The following is a 16,346-nucleotide window of genomic DNA, read 5'->3' on the forward strand; positions in this document are numbered from 1 at the left end:
GTGGGTGCCGACCGTTGGTCGGCACGGGGTCGGATCCGAATTTGAGTCTCGATTTCTGACAGATCTCATCCACGCATGGCGTGGATCTACTGCCATCACCGAATTGCGTCTGGGGCAGCGCCCCCTGAGTCAGGGGGCGGCCGCGAAGCGGCGGGGGTCTGGGAGCTGGTAAGTGGGGCCCACGTTTCGCGCAGCGAAGCGTGGGAGCGACAGCGCGCATGCGATGTCGCGGTCCCCGGGCGCCGCCCGGCCGACTTCCGCCACTTGCGGTGGCAACGCCTGCCCACTAGCCTTCGGCGGTCGTTCACCACCCAAGGATCGCCCGTGAAACACCGTCATCTCCTGCTGGCCTCGGCAATCGCCGCCGCCACGCTGGCCCTTGCCGCCTGCAAGAAGGACCCCACCCCAGGCGCCGAGACCGCCAGCAGCAGCGCACCGGTCGGCGAAACCGCCGACCAGTTCGTGGCCCGCATCAATGCCGAATTCAAGGCGGCCTACCCGGAGATGACCTCGGCGCAGTGGCTGTCCTCCACCTACATCAACAGCGATTCAGAGCGCATCGCGGCCAAGGCCAACGAGCGTTCGCTGACCCAGCTCAACAGCTGGATCGAGCAGGCCGGCAAGTTCGATGGCAAGCCGATGAGCGAAGACAGCAAGCGCGCGATCCACCTGCTGAAGCTGATGTCGTCGATGCCGGCGCCGCGGGACCCGGCCAAGCTGGCCGAGCTGACCCAGATCGCCACCCGCATGGAAGGCAGCTACGGCGCAGGCAAGTACTGCACCGACGCCAACGATCCCAACTCCTGCCGCCAGCTGGGCGAACTGGAGCAGGTGCTGGCGCGCAGCCGCGACTATGACCAGCAGCTCGATGCCTGGCAGGGCTGGCACAGCACCACCAAGAGCATGCGCGGTGATTACCAGAAGTTCGTCGGCCTGGTGAATGAAGGCGCCAAGGGCATGGGCTTCACCGATGCCGGGCAGATGTGGCGCAGTGGCTATGACATGCCGCCGGAGCAGATCGGACCGGAAACCGATCGCCTGTGGGAACAGGTCAAGCCGATGTACGAGCAGCTGCACTGCTACGCGCGCGGCAAGCTGGACAAGACCTATGGCAAGGACAAGGCCGAGGTGGGCAACGGCCTGATCGCCGCGCACCTGATGGGCAACATGTGGCAGCAGGACTGGTCCAACCTGTGGGACCAGCTGGAACCGTACCCGGGCGCCGGCAGCCTGGACATCACTGCAGCGCTGGAAAAGCAGTACCAGACCAACCTGAGCGCGGCGCTGGCCAAGGCCGGCAAGGATGCGAACGTAGCCGCGCAGTACAAGGCGCAACGCGAGGCCGAACTGCGCACCGCCAAGCAGATGACCGAGCGTGCACAGGACTTCTACGTCTCGCTGGGCATGCCGTCGTTGCCGCAGTCGTACTGGGACAAGACCCAGTTCATCAAGCCCGATGACCGCGACGTGGTCTGCCACGCCAGTGCGTGGGACATGAACATGGAAGGCGACGTGCGCACCAAGATGTGCATCAAGCCCAACGAAGAGAACTTCACCACCATCTACCACGAGCTGGGCCACATCTATTACGACCTGGCCTACAACCCGCTGCCGCCGCTGTTCCAGGGCGGTGCCAACGATGGCTTCCATGAGGCGATCGGCGACACCATCGTGCTGGCGATGACGCCGAAGTACCTCAGCTCGATCGGGCTGGTCGACGCGCCGACCGAGAGCCGAGAAGCGGTCATCAACAACCAGATGCGCATGGCGCTGTCGGGCGTGTCGTTCCTGCCGTTCGGCCTGATGATCGACCGCTGGCGCTGGGGCGTGTTCGATGGTTCGATCACCCCGGACAACTACAACAAGGCATGGTGGGACCTGAAGGCCAAGTACCAGGGCGTGGCCCCGGCCAGCGCCCGTGGCGAGGAATTCTTCGACCCGGGTGCCAAGTACCACGTGCCGGGCAACACCCCGTATACCCGCTACTTCCTGGCGCGCATCCTGCAGTTCCAGTTCTACAAGGGCCTGTGCGATGCCGCCGGCTTCAAGGGCCCGCTGCACGAGTGCACCTTCTACGGCAACAAGGAAGCCGGCCAGAAGTACTGGGCGATGCTGAGCAAGGGTGCCAGCCAGCCGTGGCAGGCCACGCTGAAGGAACTGACCGGCTCGGACAAGCTCGATGCCGGCCCGATGATCGAGTACTTCAGCCCGGTCAATGCCTGGTTGAAGCAGCAGAACGAAGGCCAGATGTGCGGCTGGCAGGCCAACGCGGCACCGGCGGCGAAATGAAAAAAGGGCGGATCCGCGAGGATCCGCCCTTTTCCGTTTCGGTAGCGCCGGGCCATGCCCGGCGAGCGCAGCGGCGTAATGAAAAGCCGCCGGGCATGGCCCGGCGCTACCACGATGACGATCAGTTGCTCTTCTTCGCCGCCAGCTGCGCGGCCAGCGCGGCCTTGAATTCCTCGAAGGTCTGCCCCTTCTCGTTGGCTTCGGCCTGCGCCGCATCGCGCAGCACATCCGAATAGATCAGCCGCACCGGCGTGCCCTGCCGTTCGTGCAGTTCACCGGCCTGCATGATCAGCGCCAGTACCTGGGCCGCACTCTCGCTTTGGCCGGCGATGCGGCCATCCATGCCCAGCACCCATTCGCCATCGCGACGGACGATGCCGGCCAGCAGCGTGCGCTGCGTGTCGCGCAGCTCGGCGTGCGGCTCGACGGGCGAGGCGGTGGCGGCGGCCTTGTTGGCAGCCTGCTGTTCCTGGCGACGGCGCTGGTCGCGGCGGGATTTGGAAGAGGTCGACATCAGTGGGGCTTGCATTGCGGGGGCGCAAGGATAACCCACACCCCCTGCATGCCGGTTCACGCCGGTGCGGTAGCGGCTCAGTCCAGTACCCGCCCCTGCCGCCAGTACCCCATGAAGGTGATCGCGCGGCGATCCAGGCCGCAGTCCTTCAGCAGATGCCGGCGGATCGCCATCACCGCGCCGGCCTCGCCCGCTACCCAGGCATACAGCGCGCCGTCCGCGTTGGCGTCAGCCTGCTCCCACAGGATCTGCGCATCAACGTCGATGTCGTCCAGCTCGGCAGCCTCGGCGACGGTCGCGGCCGCCGCCAGCCGCGCCTGTACTGCCTGCAGCAACCGCTGCCCATGGGCCTGCTGCCCGCGTGGCAACCACACCAGTTCGGCCGTGGCCGGTGCCTTCAACGGCACCGCATCACCGGCCTGGGCGATCTCCAGCAGGGCCAGCGTGCGCGGCGGATCGGCCAGCCCGGCCAGTTCCTCGAGGATGCCGGCCACCGCCGGCAATGCGGTCTCATCGGCCACCAGCAGCACCTGGCCTACCCCGGCTGGCGGCTTCCATTCCCAGCCCTCGCTGCTGTCCGCACAGTCGGCATCGGGGGCCAGCAGCACCACGCGGTCGCCCGGCCGTGCATGCGTGGCCCAGCGCGAGGCCGGTCCGGTCTGGCCATGCAGCACGAAGTCGACGTCGACCTCGCACTCGCCGGCACGCAGCTGGCGGAGGGTAAAGGTGCGCATCGGCGGCCGCGCCTCATCGGGCAGTGCCCGGTAACGGGCATACCAGTCTTCGCCGCTGGGCACGTCCGGCGCGTCCTGGCCGGGCAAGGGGAAAAACACCTTGATACGCTGGTCCGGGCCTTCGGTCTTCATGTGCGCCACGTCGGCGCCGGTGAACACCATGCGGTCCAGGGAAGGAGAAAGAACGCGGCGCTCCTTCAGCGCCACCTCGAACAGGCGGTAGGTCTGCTGCGCAGCCATGCGGGTACCTCATGCGACGACATCGGAATGGCTGGCTGTCGTGCACCCACGAACCGGCTCGCTGGAAACCCCGGCCTAATCCCTGCCCGCAGCGCCGCAACGGATCCGCGCGTGATGACGCGCCCTACCCCTGCGCGACGCTCAATGCGCCGTGCCGGCTGCCTCTGATGCGCGCTCGCGCTGGTGCTCCCAGTACCAGAACACGAAGCCGGCCGCGAAGAAGCCCGCCTGTCCCAGTGCCAGGTGCAGCGGGTTGTTGTGCAGCAGCGGCGATACCACGCCGGCCACCACGGTGCTGATCATCAGCTGCACGAACGCCTGCAGCGACGACGCCAGGCCGCGCTGCAGCGGATACATGTCCAGCACCGCCAGCGCCAGGATCGGGAAGATCAGCGCCATGCCCATGCCGCCAAGGAAGATCGGCATCACCGCCCACGGCAGCGCGAACTGCGGCGCCAGGGTGACGTAGCCGATGTTCAACACGGCAGAGACCGCACACAGGGTGAAACCGAGCGCGACCTGCCGGGTCGGTGTGCTGTGCCCGGCCATGCGCCCGGACAGGAACGAACCGGTGGTCATGCCGCCGATGGTGGGAATGAACAACCACGCAAAGCCACCTTCACCCAGATGCAGGTGCTGCATCACGATGGCCGGCGCCGAGGAGATGTACAGGAAGATGCCGCCGAACCCGATGCTGCCGGCCAGGGCCAGGCGCAGGAACCGCGGGTTGAAGCCGATGCGCACGTAATCGCGCAGCAACGTGCGTGGCGACAGGGCGATCCGCGCCTCCACCGGATGGGTTTCCGGCAGGAAGCGCGCGGTGGCCGCCAGCAGCACCAGCGCGAATACCACCAGGAACCAGAAGATCAGCGGCCAGCCGGCACCGCTGAGCAGGATCCAGCCACCGATGATCGGCGCGATGGCCGGGGCGATACCGAACAGCATCGACACCTGGCTCATCAGCCGCTGCGCGTCGTGGCCGTGGTACAGATCGCGGATCACCGCGCGGCCGACGATCATGCCCACGCCGGCGGACAGGCCCTGCAGTGCGCGGAACGCCAGCAGCGTGGTCAGGTCGGTAGACAACGCACAGCCCACCGAGGCGCCGACGAAGATCACCAGGCCGCCGAGGATCACCCGCTTGCGTCCCCACGCATCGGACAGCGGGCCATGGGCCACGCTCATCAGGCCGTAGAACAGCAGGTAGACGCTGATGGTCTGCTGCACCGCCACCTCGTCCACCGCCAGGCGCTGGGCCAGCTGCGGAAACGCGGGAAAGATGGTGTCGATCGAGAACGGACCGAACATGGCCAGGCCAGCGAGCAACAGGGCCATGCGGCGGGTGGAAGGAGCAACGGCGGCGGTCATCGGGCAAGCGTCCGGCAGGGCCATGCATGACACGCACGGCGGGCGCCGATCCCCTGCAGCAGGGACGGCGCCAGATGAATACGAGAATCCCACCATCATAGGTGGGGAATGCACGCGATGCCATGCACGGATGCACAGAACGCACGCCCGGGCCATCGGCCATTCAGCCCCGTGAGGCCAGCCCGGGCCACCGTCAGGCGCCGGCAACGAGCTATAATCGGCGGGCAACACGGTGGGAGAAGCAGGTCACCGCTGCCGAAGGCGCAACGCCCGTAATCGCTCAGGCCCGATACCACCCGTAACAGAACTCTGGAGAGACCGGTTCGATCCGGCGCCGAAGGGGCACGAAGCTGCGGTTTTCCGCGCTTTTAAACTCTCAGGCAAAAGGACAGAGGGGCGCCCGCAGACCGCCGACCGGCGGCTTGTGCCCGTGCGTGTGCCCTTTCCTGACGGATCCTTCGCCATGTCCCAGAACACCCCTTCCCTGCGTGAGCTCGAGCACCATTCGGCGTTCGTCGAGCGCCACATCGGCCCCAACGATGCCGAGATCGCGCAGATGCTCGGCGTCATCGGCCACGCCTCACTGGATGCGATGACCGATGCCATCGTGCCGGCCAAGATCAAGTCGCCCGCACCGCTGGCGCTGCCGGAGTCGATCACCGAAGTGCAGGCGCTGGCGAAGATCCGCGCGATCGCCGACAAGAACACCGTGCTGCGCAGCTTCATCGGCCAGGGCTACTACGGTACCCACACGCCGAACGTGATCCTGCGCAACATCCTGGAAAACCCGGCCTGGTACACCGCCTACACCCCGTACCAGGCGGAAATCTCGCAGGGCCGCATGGAAGCGCTGATCAACTTCCAGACCCTGTGCGCCGACCTGACCGGCATGGAAATCGCCAACGCCTCGCTGCTGGACGAAGCCACGGCCGCCGCTGAAGCGATGACCCTGGCCAAGCGCTCGGCCAAGTCGAAGTCGGACACCTTCTTCGTGCACGACGCCGTGCACCCGCAGACGCTGGAACTGCTGCGCACCCGCGCCGAGCCCATGGGCATCGTGCTGCGCGTGGGCACCCCGGCCGAAGCGCTGGAAGCGGAAGCCTTCGGCCTGCTGCTGCAGTACCCGGACACCTTCGGCCAGGTGGGCGACTACAAGGCGCTGGTCGATGCTGTGCACGCGCGCGGCGGCCTGGTGGCCGTGGCCACCGACCTGCTGGCACTGACCCTGCTGGCTGCTCCGGGCGAATGGGGTGCGGACATCGTGGTCGGCAACAGCCAGCGTTTCGGCGTGCCGTTCGGCTTCGGTGGCCCGCATGCTGCGTTCATGGCCTGCCGTGACGCCTACAAGCGTTCGATGCCGGGCCGCCTGATCGGCGTCTCGATCGACGCACAGGGCAACCCGGCCTACCGCCTGACCCTGCAGACCCGCGAACAGCACATCCGCCGCGAGAAGGCCACCTCCAACATCTGCACCGCACAGGTGCTGCTGGCGGTGATGGCCTCGATGTATGCCGTCTACCACGGCCCGGAAGGCCTGACCCGCATCGCCCGCCGCACCCATCGCCTGGCCGCCATCCTGGCCAGCGCGCTGCGCACTGCCGGTGTGCAGGTCGGTGCCGACTTCTTCGACACGCTGCACGTCACCGGTGTCGACGCCGACGCGATCCATGCCAAGGCCCGTGCCGCCGGCTACAACCTGCGTGCGATCGACAGCAGTTCGGTCGGCATCAGCCTGGACGAGACCGCCACCCGCGCCGACATCGTCGCCGTAGGCGCGCTGTTCGGTGCCACCGTTGATGTGGACGCGCTCGATGCCACCACCGCCGATGCGCTGCCGGCCGGCCTGCTGCGCCAGTCCGCGTTCCTGACCCACCCGGTGTTCAACACCCACCACAGCGAGCACGAACTGCTGCGCTACCTGCGTTCGCTGGCCGACAAGGACCTGGCGATGGACCGCACGATGATCCCGCTGGGCTCGTGCACCATGAAGCTCAACGCCACCGCCGAAATGATCCCGGTGACCTGGCCGGAGTTCTCGCAGATCCACCCGCTGGTGCCGGCCGAGCAGGCGCTGGGCTACAAGGAACTGATCGATTCGCTGGAAGCGATGCTGGTCGAGTGCACCGGCTACGACGCCGTCAGCCTGCAGCCGAACTCCGGTGCGCAGGGCGAGTACGCCGGCCTGCTGGCGATCCGCGCCTACCACCGCTCGCGTGGCGAAGATCACCGTGACATCTGCCTGATCCCGGATTCGGCGCATGGCACCAACCCGGCCTCGGCGCAGATGTGCGGCATGAAGGTCGTGGTCACCAAGACCGATGCCAACGGCAACGTCGACGTTGAAGACATCCGCCTCAACGCCGAGAAGTACAGCGACCGCCTGGCCGCGATCATGATGACCTACCCGTCCACGCACGGCGTGTTCGAGGAAGAGGTGGTGGAGATCTGCGAGATCATCCACAAGCATGGCGGCCAGGTGTACACCGACGGTGCCAACATGAACGCCCTGGTCGGCGTGGCCAAGCCGGGCAAGTGGGGGTCGGACGTTTCGCACCTGAACCTGCACAAGACCTTCTGCATCCCGCACGGCGGCGGCGGCCCGGGCGTTGGCCCGTGTGCGGTCAAGTCGCACCTTGCCCCGTTCCTGCCGGGCAAGCTGGGTGACAACGGTCCGGTCGGCATGGTCAGCGCCGCCAGCTTCGGCAGCGCCTCGATCCTGCCGATCAGCTGGATGTACATCGCGATGATGGGCACCGAAGGCCTGCGCAAGGCCACCCAGGTTGCCCAGCTCAACGCCAACTACATCGCCAAGCGCCTGGCCCCGCACTTCAAGACCCTGTACACCGGTCGCAACGGCCTGGTCGCGCACGAGTGCATCCTGGACGTGCGTCCGCTGGAGAAGACCAGCGGCATCGGTGCCGAAGACGTGGCCAAGCGCCTGATCGACTTCGGCTTCCATGCCCCGACCCTGAGCTTCCCGGTGGCCGGCACGCTGATGGTCGAACCGACCGAAAGCGAATCGCTGCACGAGCTGGACCGCTTCATCGACGCGATGATCCAGATCCGCGAAGAGATCACCGCGATCGAAGACGGCCGCCTGGACCGCGAGGACAACCCGCTGAAGAACGCCCCGCACACGGCCACGGCCGTGACCGCCAGCGAGTGGACCCACGCCTACCCGCGCGAGCTGGCCGCCTTCCCGCTGCCGAGCCTGAAGCTGCAGAAGTACTGGCCGCCGGTGGCCCGCGTCGACAACGTGTACGGCGACAAGAACGTGATGTGTGCCTGCATCCCGGTCGATGCCTACAAGGATGACGAAGTCGAGGCGTAAGCCATCGCGGCATCGGAAATGAGAACGGCCCGCGCAAGCGGGCCGTTCTTGTTTTCCGGTAGCGCCGGGCCATGCCCGGCGAGCACAGCGGCAGAACGCGTCACGGGTCGGGCATCTGCCCCAGGCTCAACTGCCACGACACGCCGAAGCGGTCCTGCACCCAGCCGTAGCGGCTGCTGAAATCCTGCTCGCCCACCGGCATCAGCCAGTGCCCGCCGTCACCCAGCACGCGCGCGGCACGCTCGAATGATTCGGCGCCGGAACACTCGACGAACAGCGACATCGAGGGCGTGAACGTGAAGTCGTGCACATCCAGGCTGTCGAAGCACAGGTAGTGGGTGCCGCCGAGCAGGAAAATGGCCTGGCGGACCTGCCCGGGCACGCCCGCGCCCGCCCCGTCCGGGTGGCGCTGCAGGGCCAGCAGGCGGAATTCGGCGAAGGCTTCGGCATACACGGCCAGCGCCGCTTCGGCCTGGCCGGTGAACATCAGGAAGGGACGGCTGCGCAGCATGCGGTGCTCCCGATCGTCGGGCCGGTGATGGCCCACCCGATCAGGATGGCACGGCGGATGTGCAGCCCCCGTGGTAGCGCCGGGCCATGCCCGGCGGCCCCATCACGCCTCGCGCATGCGCCGGGCGATGGCGCTGCTGGCCGCGATGGTCGCCGTCAGCGCCACCATCGACAGGAACTGCAGGCGCGTATGCGCTTCACTCAGCAGCAGGCCGAAGATCAGCGCCAGGATCGCCAGCGCACAGACGGTCAGCCACGGGAAGCCCGCCATGCGGAACGGCAGGCGCGTGCCCAGGCGGTCGGCGCGACGGCGCAGCACCAGCTGCGAGACCAGCGACAACGTCCACACCAGCAGGCAGGTGGAGCCGACGATGTTCAGCAGCACCGGCAACACCTTGTCCGGGAACAGCAGTTCCATGATGGTGGCAGCAAAGCCGAACAGGACGCTGGCCAGCACCGCGATCACCGGCACCTGGCGCGGATCGGTCCAGCCCAGCACGGCCGGTGCTTCGCGGCGTTGTGCCAGCGAATACATCATGCGCGAGGCGCCGTAGAGGTTGGCATTGAGCGCTGACAGCAGGGCGATCACCGCGATCAGGGTGATGGCGGTGGCCGCGCCCGGGATGTTGGCGACATCGAGAACCGCGGCAAACGGCGACTTCAGCGCTTCGCTCGTCCACGGCACCACAGCGATGATCACGCTCAGCGAACCGATGTAGAACACCAGGATGCGCCAGGCCACGGTGCGGATGGCACGGGCGATGCTGCGCTCGGGGTCTTCGGTCTCCGCCGCAGCGACGGCCACGATTTCGGTGCCACCGAAGGCGAACACCACCACCAGCAGCGCCGCGCCGATGCCGGCCAGGCCCTTCGGTGCGAAGCCACCATGCTCGGTGAAGTTGCTCAGGCCCGGCGAGGCCACCTGAGGCAGCAAGCCCATCAGCAGCGCCACGCCCACGGCGATGAAGGCCAGGATCGCCGCCACCTTGAGGATGGCGAACCAGAATTCGAACTCGCCGAAGTTCTTCACCCCGAGCAGGTTGATCGCGGTGAAGAACAGCATGAAGGCCAATGCCGCCATCGGTACCGGCACCACCGGCCAGACCGTGGCCAGCAATCCGGCCGCACCCACTGCCTCGGCGGCGATCACGATGACCAGCTGCACCCACCACAGCCAGCCCACGGTGGCACCGGCGGTGGCGCCCATGGCATCGGCCGCATACACCGAGAACGCACCGCTGGTCGGCTTGGCCGCGGCCATTTCGCCCAGCGCGTTCATCACGATGATCACCAGCGCACCGGCCACCAGGTAGGACACCAGCACCGCCGGGCCGGCCGCCTGCACGCCCACGCCGGAGCCGAGGAACAAGCCGGCGCCGATGGCGCTGCCCAGCCCCATCATGATCAGCTGGCGTGGCTTGAGCGAATGGCCGAGGCGGGAGGGCGAAGCGGTCGTATCGGGGGTGGCGGGCATCGGCAGGGCTGGCGGCGGCTACAAGGGCGACACCTTACCGTGTCCAGCCGCCGCGGGGATAGGCACAGCGCAGCAGGAAACTCAGGCCGGTACCGGCTCGCCGACATTGCCGCCGATGCGGGCGCGGTAGGCGCGCGGGGAGAAACCGGTTTCAGCTTTGAACTTGCGGGTGAACGCGCTCTGGTCGCTGAAACCGCAGGCCTGGCCGATGCAGGCGATGCTCTCGTTGCCATGCAGCAGGTGCATGGCCATCTGGATCCGCAGCCGGGTCAGCACCTGCTGCGGCGTCATCTGGAACACCTTGCGGAAGCTGCGCTCCAGCTTGGACAACGAGAACCCGGTGATGTCCAGCAGCGTCTGCATCCGCACGTTCTCGGCGTAGTGCGTATTGAGGTGGGCCAAGGCCAGACGGAGCTGCTCGTACTGGGTCCCCAGGCTGTCCTTCTGGCCGAGGTCGCGGGAAATGCCGATCAGCCCCTCGACCTGCCCGTCCACCAGCAGCGGGCGTTTGCAGGTCAGGCACCAGCCCGGTTCGCGGTTGGCGAACAGGTGCAGCTCCATCAGGTTCTCGATCACCTCGCCGGACAGCACGCGTGCGTCCTGGTCGACATAGTCCGCACTCAGGCCGGTGGGGTAGATCTCGGCCGCGGTGCGTCCGATCACGTCCTTGCGCGCACGCAGGCCCAGCCGTCGCAGCATGGTCTGGTTGACGTAGGTGTAGCGGCCCTGGCGGTCCTTCATGAAGAACAGCACGTCCGGAATGGCGTCGAACAGGGCTTCGATGTCGGCGGGTTCGACTCGCATGCGGCAAGCATACCCGAGCCGCCGATTTGTCTGCGCGTTCACTCCCACGGGACCGTGCATTAACGCCGGCGGCGCCACTGTCTGGGGTCTGCCCCCTACCCGCTCCAGGAGATCCTCCATGGCCGCCAGCAAGCCGACCGGCAAGCGCGCTCCCGCCACCACCTCCGCCGACCGTGACAGCCGCGGCCAGGGCGATGAACTGCATCAGCTCGCAGGAGGCGCCCATCCGGTACTGACCAGCAACCAGGGCATTCCGGTCGCCGACAACCAGAACTCCCTGCGCCAGGGACCGCGTGGCCCCACCCTGCTGGAAGACTTCCTGCTGCGCGAGAAGATCACCCACTTCGACCACGAGCGTATTCCCGAGCGCATCGTCCATGCACGCGGTTCGGCCGCCCATGGCTTCTTCGAACTGACCCGGTCGCTGGGCAAGTTGACCCGGGCGAAGATCCTCACCGAGGTCGGGGTGAAGACGCCGGTGTTCACCCGCTTCTCCACGGTTGCCGGCGGCGCCGGCTCGGTCGACACCCCGCGCGACGTGCGCGGCTTCGCGGTGAAGTTCTACACCAGGGAAGGCAACTGGGACCTGGTCGGCAACAACATTCCGGTGTTCTTCATCCAGGACGCGATCAAGTTCCCCGACCTGATCCATGCGGTGAAGATGGAACCGGACCGCGCCTTCCCGCAGGCAGCCAGCGCACACGACACGTTCTGGGATTTCGTCTCGCTGATGCCCGAATCGATGCACATGATCATGTGGGCGATGAGCGACCGGACGATTCCGCGCTCGCTGCGCACCATCGAAGGCTTCGGCATCCACAGCTTCCGCCTGCTGGATGAGGAAGGGAACTCCACCTTCGTCAAGTTCCACTGGCGGCCGAAGCTGGGGCTGCAGTCCACCGTCTGGGACGAGGCGCTGAAGCTGCAGGCCGCCGACAACGATTTCCACCGCCGCGACCTGTTCGAGGCGATCCAGCGCGGCGACTTCCCCGAGTGGGAGCTGGCCGTGCAGCTGTTTACCGAAGAACAGGCCGATGGCTTCCCGTTCGACCACCTGGACCCGACCAAGATCATCCCCGAGTCGCTGGTGCCGCTGCAGGTGATCGGACGCATGGTGCTGGACCGCTGGCCGGACAATTTCTTCGCCGAGACCGAGCAGGTCGCCTTCTGCCCGGCCAACGTGCCGCCGGGCATCGATTTCAGCAACGACCCGCTTCTGCAGGGGCGGCTGTTCTCCTATCTGGATACCCAGCTGATCCGCCTGGGCGGACCGAACTTCAACCAGATTCCGATCAACGCACCGAAGTGCCCGTTCGCCAACCACCAGCGCGATGGCCACATGCAGATGCAGGTGCCGAAGGGGCGCGTGGCCTACGACCCCAGCTCGCTGCAGGAAGACAGCCCGCGCGAGACGCCCACCGGTTTCCGCAGCCACGCCAGCGCCGATGATGGGCGCAAGGGCCGCACCCGCGCGGAGAGCTTTGCCGACCACTACAGCCAGGCGCAGATGTTCTTCCGCAGCCTGGAAACACCGGAACAGGCGCACCTGGCCTCGGCGCTGGTATTCGAGCTGTCGAAGGTGGAAACCGAGAAGGTGCGCGTGCGCACCGTCAGCCATCTGCGCAACATCGACGAAGGCCTGGCCAAGCGCGTGGCCGACGGGCTGGCCCTGGGCACCCTGCCCGCCCCGGCACCGACGGCAACCCCTGCACAGGACCTGCCCGCCGCACCCGAGGTGCGCGTGATCGGCCGCAACAAGCCCCTGCTGCAGGGGCGCTGCATCGGCATCCTGTTCGACGAGGGCTCCGATGCACGGGTGATCGCCACTCTGCGCAAGTCCGCCGAAAAGGCCGGCGCCAGCGTCAAGCTGGTCGCGCCGAAAATTGGCGGTGCCACGCTCAGCGACGGCAAAACGCAGGCCGCCGATGGACAGCTGGCCGGTACCCCGTCGGTGGTGTTCGACGCAGTGGCGGTCGTGCTGAGTGCCGACGCCGGCAAGGCCTTGGCCAAGGAAGCGGCAGCCGTGGGCTTTGTCAGCGATGCCTGGGCGCACCTGAAAGCCATCGCCAGTGACGAAGGCGCACAGGCCCTGTTGAAGGCAGCGCGCGTCGGCAACGATGCCGGCACCGTGGAGGCCGAAGACAGCAAGGCCTTCCTCGCCGCTGCCGCCACCCGCCAGTGGGCCCGCGAGCCGAAGCTGCGCCTGCTGGCCTGACCATCCGACAGGAGAATCCCCATGCCCCGTGGTGACAAATCCGCCTATACCGAGAAGCAGAAGCGCCAGGCCGAGCATATCGAGGAGAGCGAGCGCGAACGTGGTGCCAGCGAAGGCACGGCCGAGCGCATTGCCTGGGCCACCGTGAACAAGCAGGACGGTGGTGGCAAGCGCAGCGGCAGCGCGCGCAAGGCAACGAAGAAGGTGGCCAGAAAGACAACGGCGAAGAAGGCTTCCGCAAGCAAGGCGACTGCAAAGAAGGTGGCGAAGAAGACCGCTGCGAAGAAGACGCCTGCAAAGAAGACTGCTGCAAAGAAGGCGGTGAAGAAGGCCCCTGCGAAGGTCCCTGCAAAGAAGGCAGCCGCCGGGAAGGCAACGCAGAAGAGCGCCTCACGCAGCACCGCAGCGAAGAAGGCCGCGAAGACCCGTGCAGCAAAAAAGGCGGTACGCAGGACCGCGGCGAAGAAGGCCGCACGCACCCGCGCCGGCAGTTAGCCGGTAGCGGGCAGCGCCCTCACCCAACCGGCCACCACCGCGGCGGCCGGTTCGGCACAGGCCTGCCGCGGCGGCAATGCGCGTACGTCCACCCGCAGGGTCGCTGCGGTGCGCTGCCACAACGTGGTCGATGGCATCTGAGCCAACGCGACGCGAAGCATCGACGCCCTGCATGCGGGTCATCGCATGCAGGGCGCCATCCAGCATCGCGCTGCCGTGGGCTTACGCCGCGCGTGCAGGCACGGTGTGCATGCGTCCACCCTGCTCCAGCTGGAACACCGACACCGAGGTGGTCAGCGCATGCGCCTGCTCTTCCAGCGCGCGGCTGGCAGCGGTCGCCTCTTCCACCAGCGCGGCGTTCTGCTGGGTTACCTGGTCCATCTGCACCACCACCTGGTTGACCTGCTCGATGCCGGCCGCCTGTTCCTTGCTGGCGGCGGCGATGTCGCTCATCAGCTGGGTGGTACGCGAGCTCGCCTGGGCCACGCGGGCAATGGCGGCTTCCGATTCCACGGTCACGGCCAGGCCGCTCTGCACCTTGGCAGCGGCGTCCTCGATCAACTCCTTGATCTCCTTGGCAGCGACACCGGCACGCTGTGCCAGCGTACGCACTTCGCTGGCCACCACCGCAAAGCCGCGGCCCTGTTCGCCGGCACGCGCCGCTTCCACTGCAGCGTTCAGCGCCAGGATGTTGGTCTGGAAGGCGATGCCATCGATCACCGTGGAGATTTCCGAAATGCGCGCCGAAGACTGGTCGATCTCGCCCATCACCGTGGCCATCTGCGCCATGGCCTGCTCGGTCTCGCGCACGGCAACGCCGGCCGCATGCGCTTCGCTGTCGGCCTGGCGTGCCAGCTCGGCGTTCTGGCGCACGGTCGAGGTCAGCTCTTCCATCGAGGCGGCAGCCTCTTCCAGATTCGCGGCCTGTTGTTCGGTACGGCGCGACAGATCGTTGTTGCCGGCCGCCAGTTCCTGTGCCGCGTTGTTGATGCTGTCGGCGGCCACCTGGATGCCACGCACGATACCGGTCAGCTGCGTGGTGGTGGCATTGGCATCGTCACGCATGCGCGCGAACACGCCCTCGTACTCGCCCTCCATGCGCGCGGTGAGGTTGCCATGCGAGATGGCGCGCAGCACGTCGGAGACATCGGCGATGCTGGCCTGCGAACTGGCCATCATGCCGTTGAGGTGGTTCACCATCGCCTGGAACTGGTACTGGAATGCCGCGGCGTCGCCACGCACGCTGAAATCGCCAGCGCGCGCGGCACGGGCCAGTTCATCGATCTGCGCGTTGATCGCCATCAGGCTCTGCTTCACCGCCGCCAGGGTACGGGTCAGCGTGCCCTTCTCACCCGGGTACTCGGGCAGATCGCGGCTGAGGTCGCCGATGGCATAGCGCTGCATCACCTCGGCCATCAGCAGCTGCACCTGCACGTGTGATTCGACCAGGTGGTTGGTGGCCTGCACCATGCGGCCGAAGTCGCCGGGGAACGCACTGGCGTCCATCCGGTAACGGATCGCACCGGCTTCATGCTGCTCGGCCATCTGCAGCTGCGCGCCGATGGCGGCCTGAACGCTCTGGCGCACGCTGGCCATGGCCTCGCCGAGCTGGGTCAGCTCGTCACGGCCACCCAGGCGGAATTCCTGGTCCAGTTCACCCTTGGACAGGCGCTCGGCCAGCTGCACTGCACGCGCCAGCGGGCCGGTCATGCTGCGACCGATCAGCACCGATGCGGCGATGCCTGCCAGCAGCGCCACGCCACCCAGCACCAGCAGCTGCAGCAGGCTGCGCTCGCCCAGGCGGATCGCCTCGGCAGCGGCCTCGCGGCTTTCCTTTTCTTCATAGGCCACGCCATCGGCCAGTGCCTTGTTCCAGCCATTGGCCGCTTCCTGCACCGGGCCCAGGGTCAGCGCCACGGCGCCGGGGAAATCGCCCTGTTCCATCAGTTCGCTGGTCTGCTTGTTGAGCGGACGGGCGAGCGCGCGCTTGGCGGCGATGGTCTCGCCGATCACCTTGCCTTCGGCATCGCCGGGCAGGGCCTGGTAGGCCGTCCAACTGGCCTCGTAGCGCTTGACCAGAGCGGCGATGCGCTGCTCGTCGTTGGCACGGTCTTCGCCCTGGCGGATCAGCATCTCGCGGCGCACGACCATCATCTGGTTGTTGGCATCGAGCATTTCCGACAGCAGCCGCACCTTGGCTACGCCGACCTCGACCACCTGCTCCATCGCGCGCTTCTGCACCATCGTGGCAGTGGCGCCGGTAGCGACCACGGCGGCAACCAGCAGCAACAACAGGCCAAAGCCAAGCCCAAGACGCCAGGCGACCCTGACGTTCCTCAAGTAGTTCATGGGGTGAATCCAAAACGGGGGGA

The 16,346-nt window shown here is 67.1% G+C and carries 12 protein-coding genes and 1 riboswitch; of the genes, 4 read left to right on the forward strand and 8 right to left on the reverse strand.

The window, feature by feature from the left end; translation table 11 throughout:
- Positions 1-324: 324 nt before the first annotated feature.
- On the forward strand, positions 325-2,289 hold the full coding sequence (locus LMF57_RS14835; RefSeq protein ID WP_208083083.1) for a M2 family metallopeptidase: 1,965 nt from the start codon (positions 325-327) through the stop codon (positions 2,287-2,289).
- A gap of 121 nt (positions 2,290-2,410) precedes the next feature.
- Here the strand turns inward: LMF57_RS14835 and LMF57_RS14840 are convergent, their stop codons facing one another.
- The 3 genes from LMF57_RS14840 to LMF57_RS14850 all read right to left on the reverse strand — a co-directional run bounded on the left by LMF57_RS14840 (position 2,411) and on the right by LMF57_RS14850 (position 5,145).
- Positions 2,411-2,803 (reverse strand): hypothetical protein, encoded by a 393-nt coding sequence (locus LMF57_RS14840; RefSeq protein WP_229290118.1) that lies wholly within the window; start codon positions 2,801-2,803, stop codon positions 2,411-2,413.
- 77 nt (positions 2,804-2,880) lie between these two features.
- The gene (locus LMF57_RS14845; protein ID WP_229290119.1) at positions 2,881-3,777 is read right to left on the reverse strand and encodes a siderophore-interacting protein; all 897 of its coding nucleotides are present in this window, start codon (positions 3,775-3,777) and stop codon (positions 2,881-2,883) included.
- Between the two features lie 141 nt (positions 3,778-3,918).
- Complete coding sequence (locus LMF57_RS14850; RefSeq protein ID WP_229290120.1) at positions 3,919-5,145, reverse strand: multidrug effflux MFS transporter; 1,227 nt, start codon at positions 5,143-5,145, stop codon at positions 3,919-3,921.
- A gap of 299 nt (positions 5,146-5,444) precedes the next feature.
- Positions 5,445-5,547: riboswitch (glycine riboswitch) on the forward strand.
- Between the two features lie 61 nt (positions 5,548-5,608).
- Between LMF57_RS14850 and gcvP the strand changes: the two genes are divergently transcribed.
- Positions 5,609-8,476, forward strand: a complete 2,868-nt coding sequence (gcvP, locus tag LMF57_RS14855; protein ID WP_229290121.1) for an aminomethyl-transferring glycine dehydrogenase — start codon at positions 5,609-5,611, stop codon at positions 8,474-8,476.
- A gap of 100 nt (positions 8,477-8,576) precedes the next feature.
- Here gcvP and LMF57_RS14860 read toward each other — a convergent pair whose 3' ends face one another.
- From LMF57_RS14860 to LMF57_RS14870, 3 genes are all read right to left on the reverse strand, one after another.
- Positions 8,577-8,987: a VOC family protein gene (locus LMF57_RS14860; protein WP_229290122.1), complete on the reverse strand. Its 411-nt coding sequence runs from the start codon at positions 8,985-8,987 to the stop codon at positions 8,577-8,579.
- 102 nt (positions 8,988-9,089) lie between these two features.
- A complete protein-coding gene (locus LMF57_RS14865; RefSeq protein ID WP_229291397.1) occupies positions 9,090-10,466 on the reverse strand; it encodes an amino acid permease in 1,377 nt (458 codons plus the stop codon).
- Between the two features lie 75 nt (positions 10,467-10,541).
- The gene (locus tag LMF57_RS14870) at positions 10,542-11,264 is read right to left on the reverse strand and encodes an AraC family transcriptional regulator (RefSeq protein WP_025877061.1); all 723 of its coding nucleotides are present in this window, start codon (positions 11,262-11,264) and stop codon (positions 10,542-10,544) included.
- A gap of 118 nt (positions 11,265-11,382) precedes the next feature.
- On the opposite strand from LMF57_RS14870, the gene LMF57_RS14875 reads away from it, so the two are divergent.
- Together LMF57_RS14875 and LMF57_RS14880 are read left to right on the forward strand one after the other, a co-directional pair.
- Positions 11,383-13,479 carry a catalase gene (locus tag LMF57_RS14875; protein WP_229290123.1) on the forward strand — a complete coding sequence of 699 codons (2,097 nt, stop codon included), beginning with the start codon at positions 11,383-11,385 and terminating at the stop codon, positions 13,477-13,479.
- A gap of 21 nt (positions 13,480-13,500) precedes the next feature.
- Complete coding sequence (locus LMF57_RS14880; protein WP_229290124.1) at positions 13,501-13,974, forward strand: hypothetical protein; 474 nt, start codon at positions 13,501-13,503, stop codon at positions 13,972-13,974.
- On the opposite strand, the gene LMF57_RS14885 is transcribed toward LMF57_RS14880, so the two are convergent.
- Complete coding sequence (locus tag LMF57_RS14885; protein WP_162887682.1) at positions 13,971-14,135, reverse strand: hypothetical protein; 165 nt, start codon at positions 14,133-14,135, stop codon at positions 13,971-13,973. The two genes, LMF57_RS14880 and LMF57_RS14885, sit on opposite strands and share 4 nt — an antisense overlap.
- A gap of 61 nt (positions 14,136-14,196) precedes the next feature.
- The gene (locus LMF57_RS14890) at positions 14,197-16,323 is read right to left on the reverse strand and encodes a methyl-accepting chemotaxis protein (protein WP_117311024.1); all 2,127 of its coding nucleotides are present in this window, start codon (positions 16,321-16,323) and stop codon (positions 14,197-14,199) included.
- Positions 16,324-16,346: the final 23 nt, after the last annotated feature.

Origin of the sequence: Stenotrophomonas sp. SI-NJAU-1 (assembly GCF_020883215.1) — a bacterium.
GTDB lineage: Bacteria > Pseudomonadota > Gammaproteobacteria > Xanthomonadales > Xanthomonadaceae > Stenotrophomonas > Stenotrophomonas indicatrix.

Excerpts from the sequence above, each read along its gene's own strand:
- LMF57_RS14840 (WP_229290118.1), bottom strand. The coding sequence starts at position 2,803 with ATGTCGACCTCTTCCAAATCCCGCCGCGACCAGCGCCGTCGCCAGGAA.
- LMF57_RS14845 (WP_229290119.1), bottom strand. The coding sequence starts at position 3,777 with ATGGCTGCGCAGCAGACCTACCGCCTGTTCGAGGTGGCGCTGAAGGAG.
- LMF57_RS14850 (WP_229290120.1), bottom strand. The coding sequence starts at position 5,145 with ATGACCGCCGCCGTTGCTCCTTCCACCCGCCGCATGGCCCTGTTGCTC.
- gcvP (WP_229290121.1), top strand. The coding sequence starts at position 5,609 with ATGTCCCAGAACACCCCTTCCCTGCGTGAGCTCGAGCACCATTCGGCG.
- LMF57_RS14860 (WP_229290122.1), bottom strand. The coding sequence starts at position 8,987 with ATGCTGCGCAGCCGTCCCTTCCTGATGTTCACCGGCCAGGCCGAAGCG.
- LMF57_RS14870 (WP_025877061.1), bottom strand. The coding sequence starts at position 11,264 with ATGCGAGTCGAACCCGCCGACATCGAAGCCCTGTTCGACGCCATTCCG.
- LMF57_RS14875 (WP_229290123.1), top strand. The coding sequence starts at position 11,383 with ATGGCCGCCAGCAAGCCGACCGGCAAGCGCGCTCCCGCCACCACCTCC.
- LMF57_RS14880 (WP_229290124.1), top strand. The coding sequence starts at position 13,501 with ATGCCCCGTGGTGACAAATCCGCCTATACCGAGAAGCAGAAGCGCCAG.
- LMF57_RS14885 (WP_162887682.1), bottom strand. The coding sequence starts at position 14,135 with ATGCTTCGCGTCGCGTTGGCTCAGATGCCATCGACCACGTTGTGGCAG.
- LMF57_RS14890 (WP_117311024.1), bottom strand. The coding sequence starts at position 16,323 with ATGAACTACTTGAGGAACGTCAGGGTCGCCTGGCGTCTTGGGCTTGGC.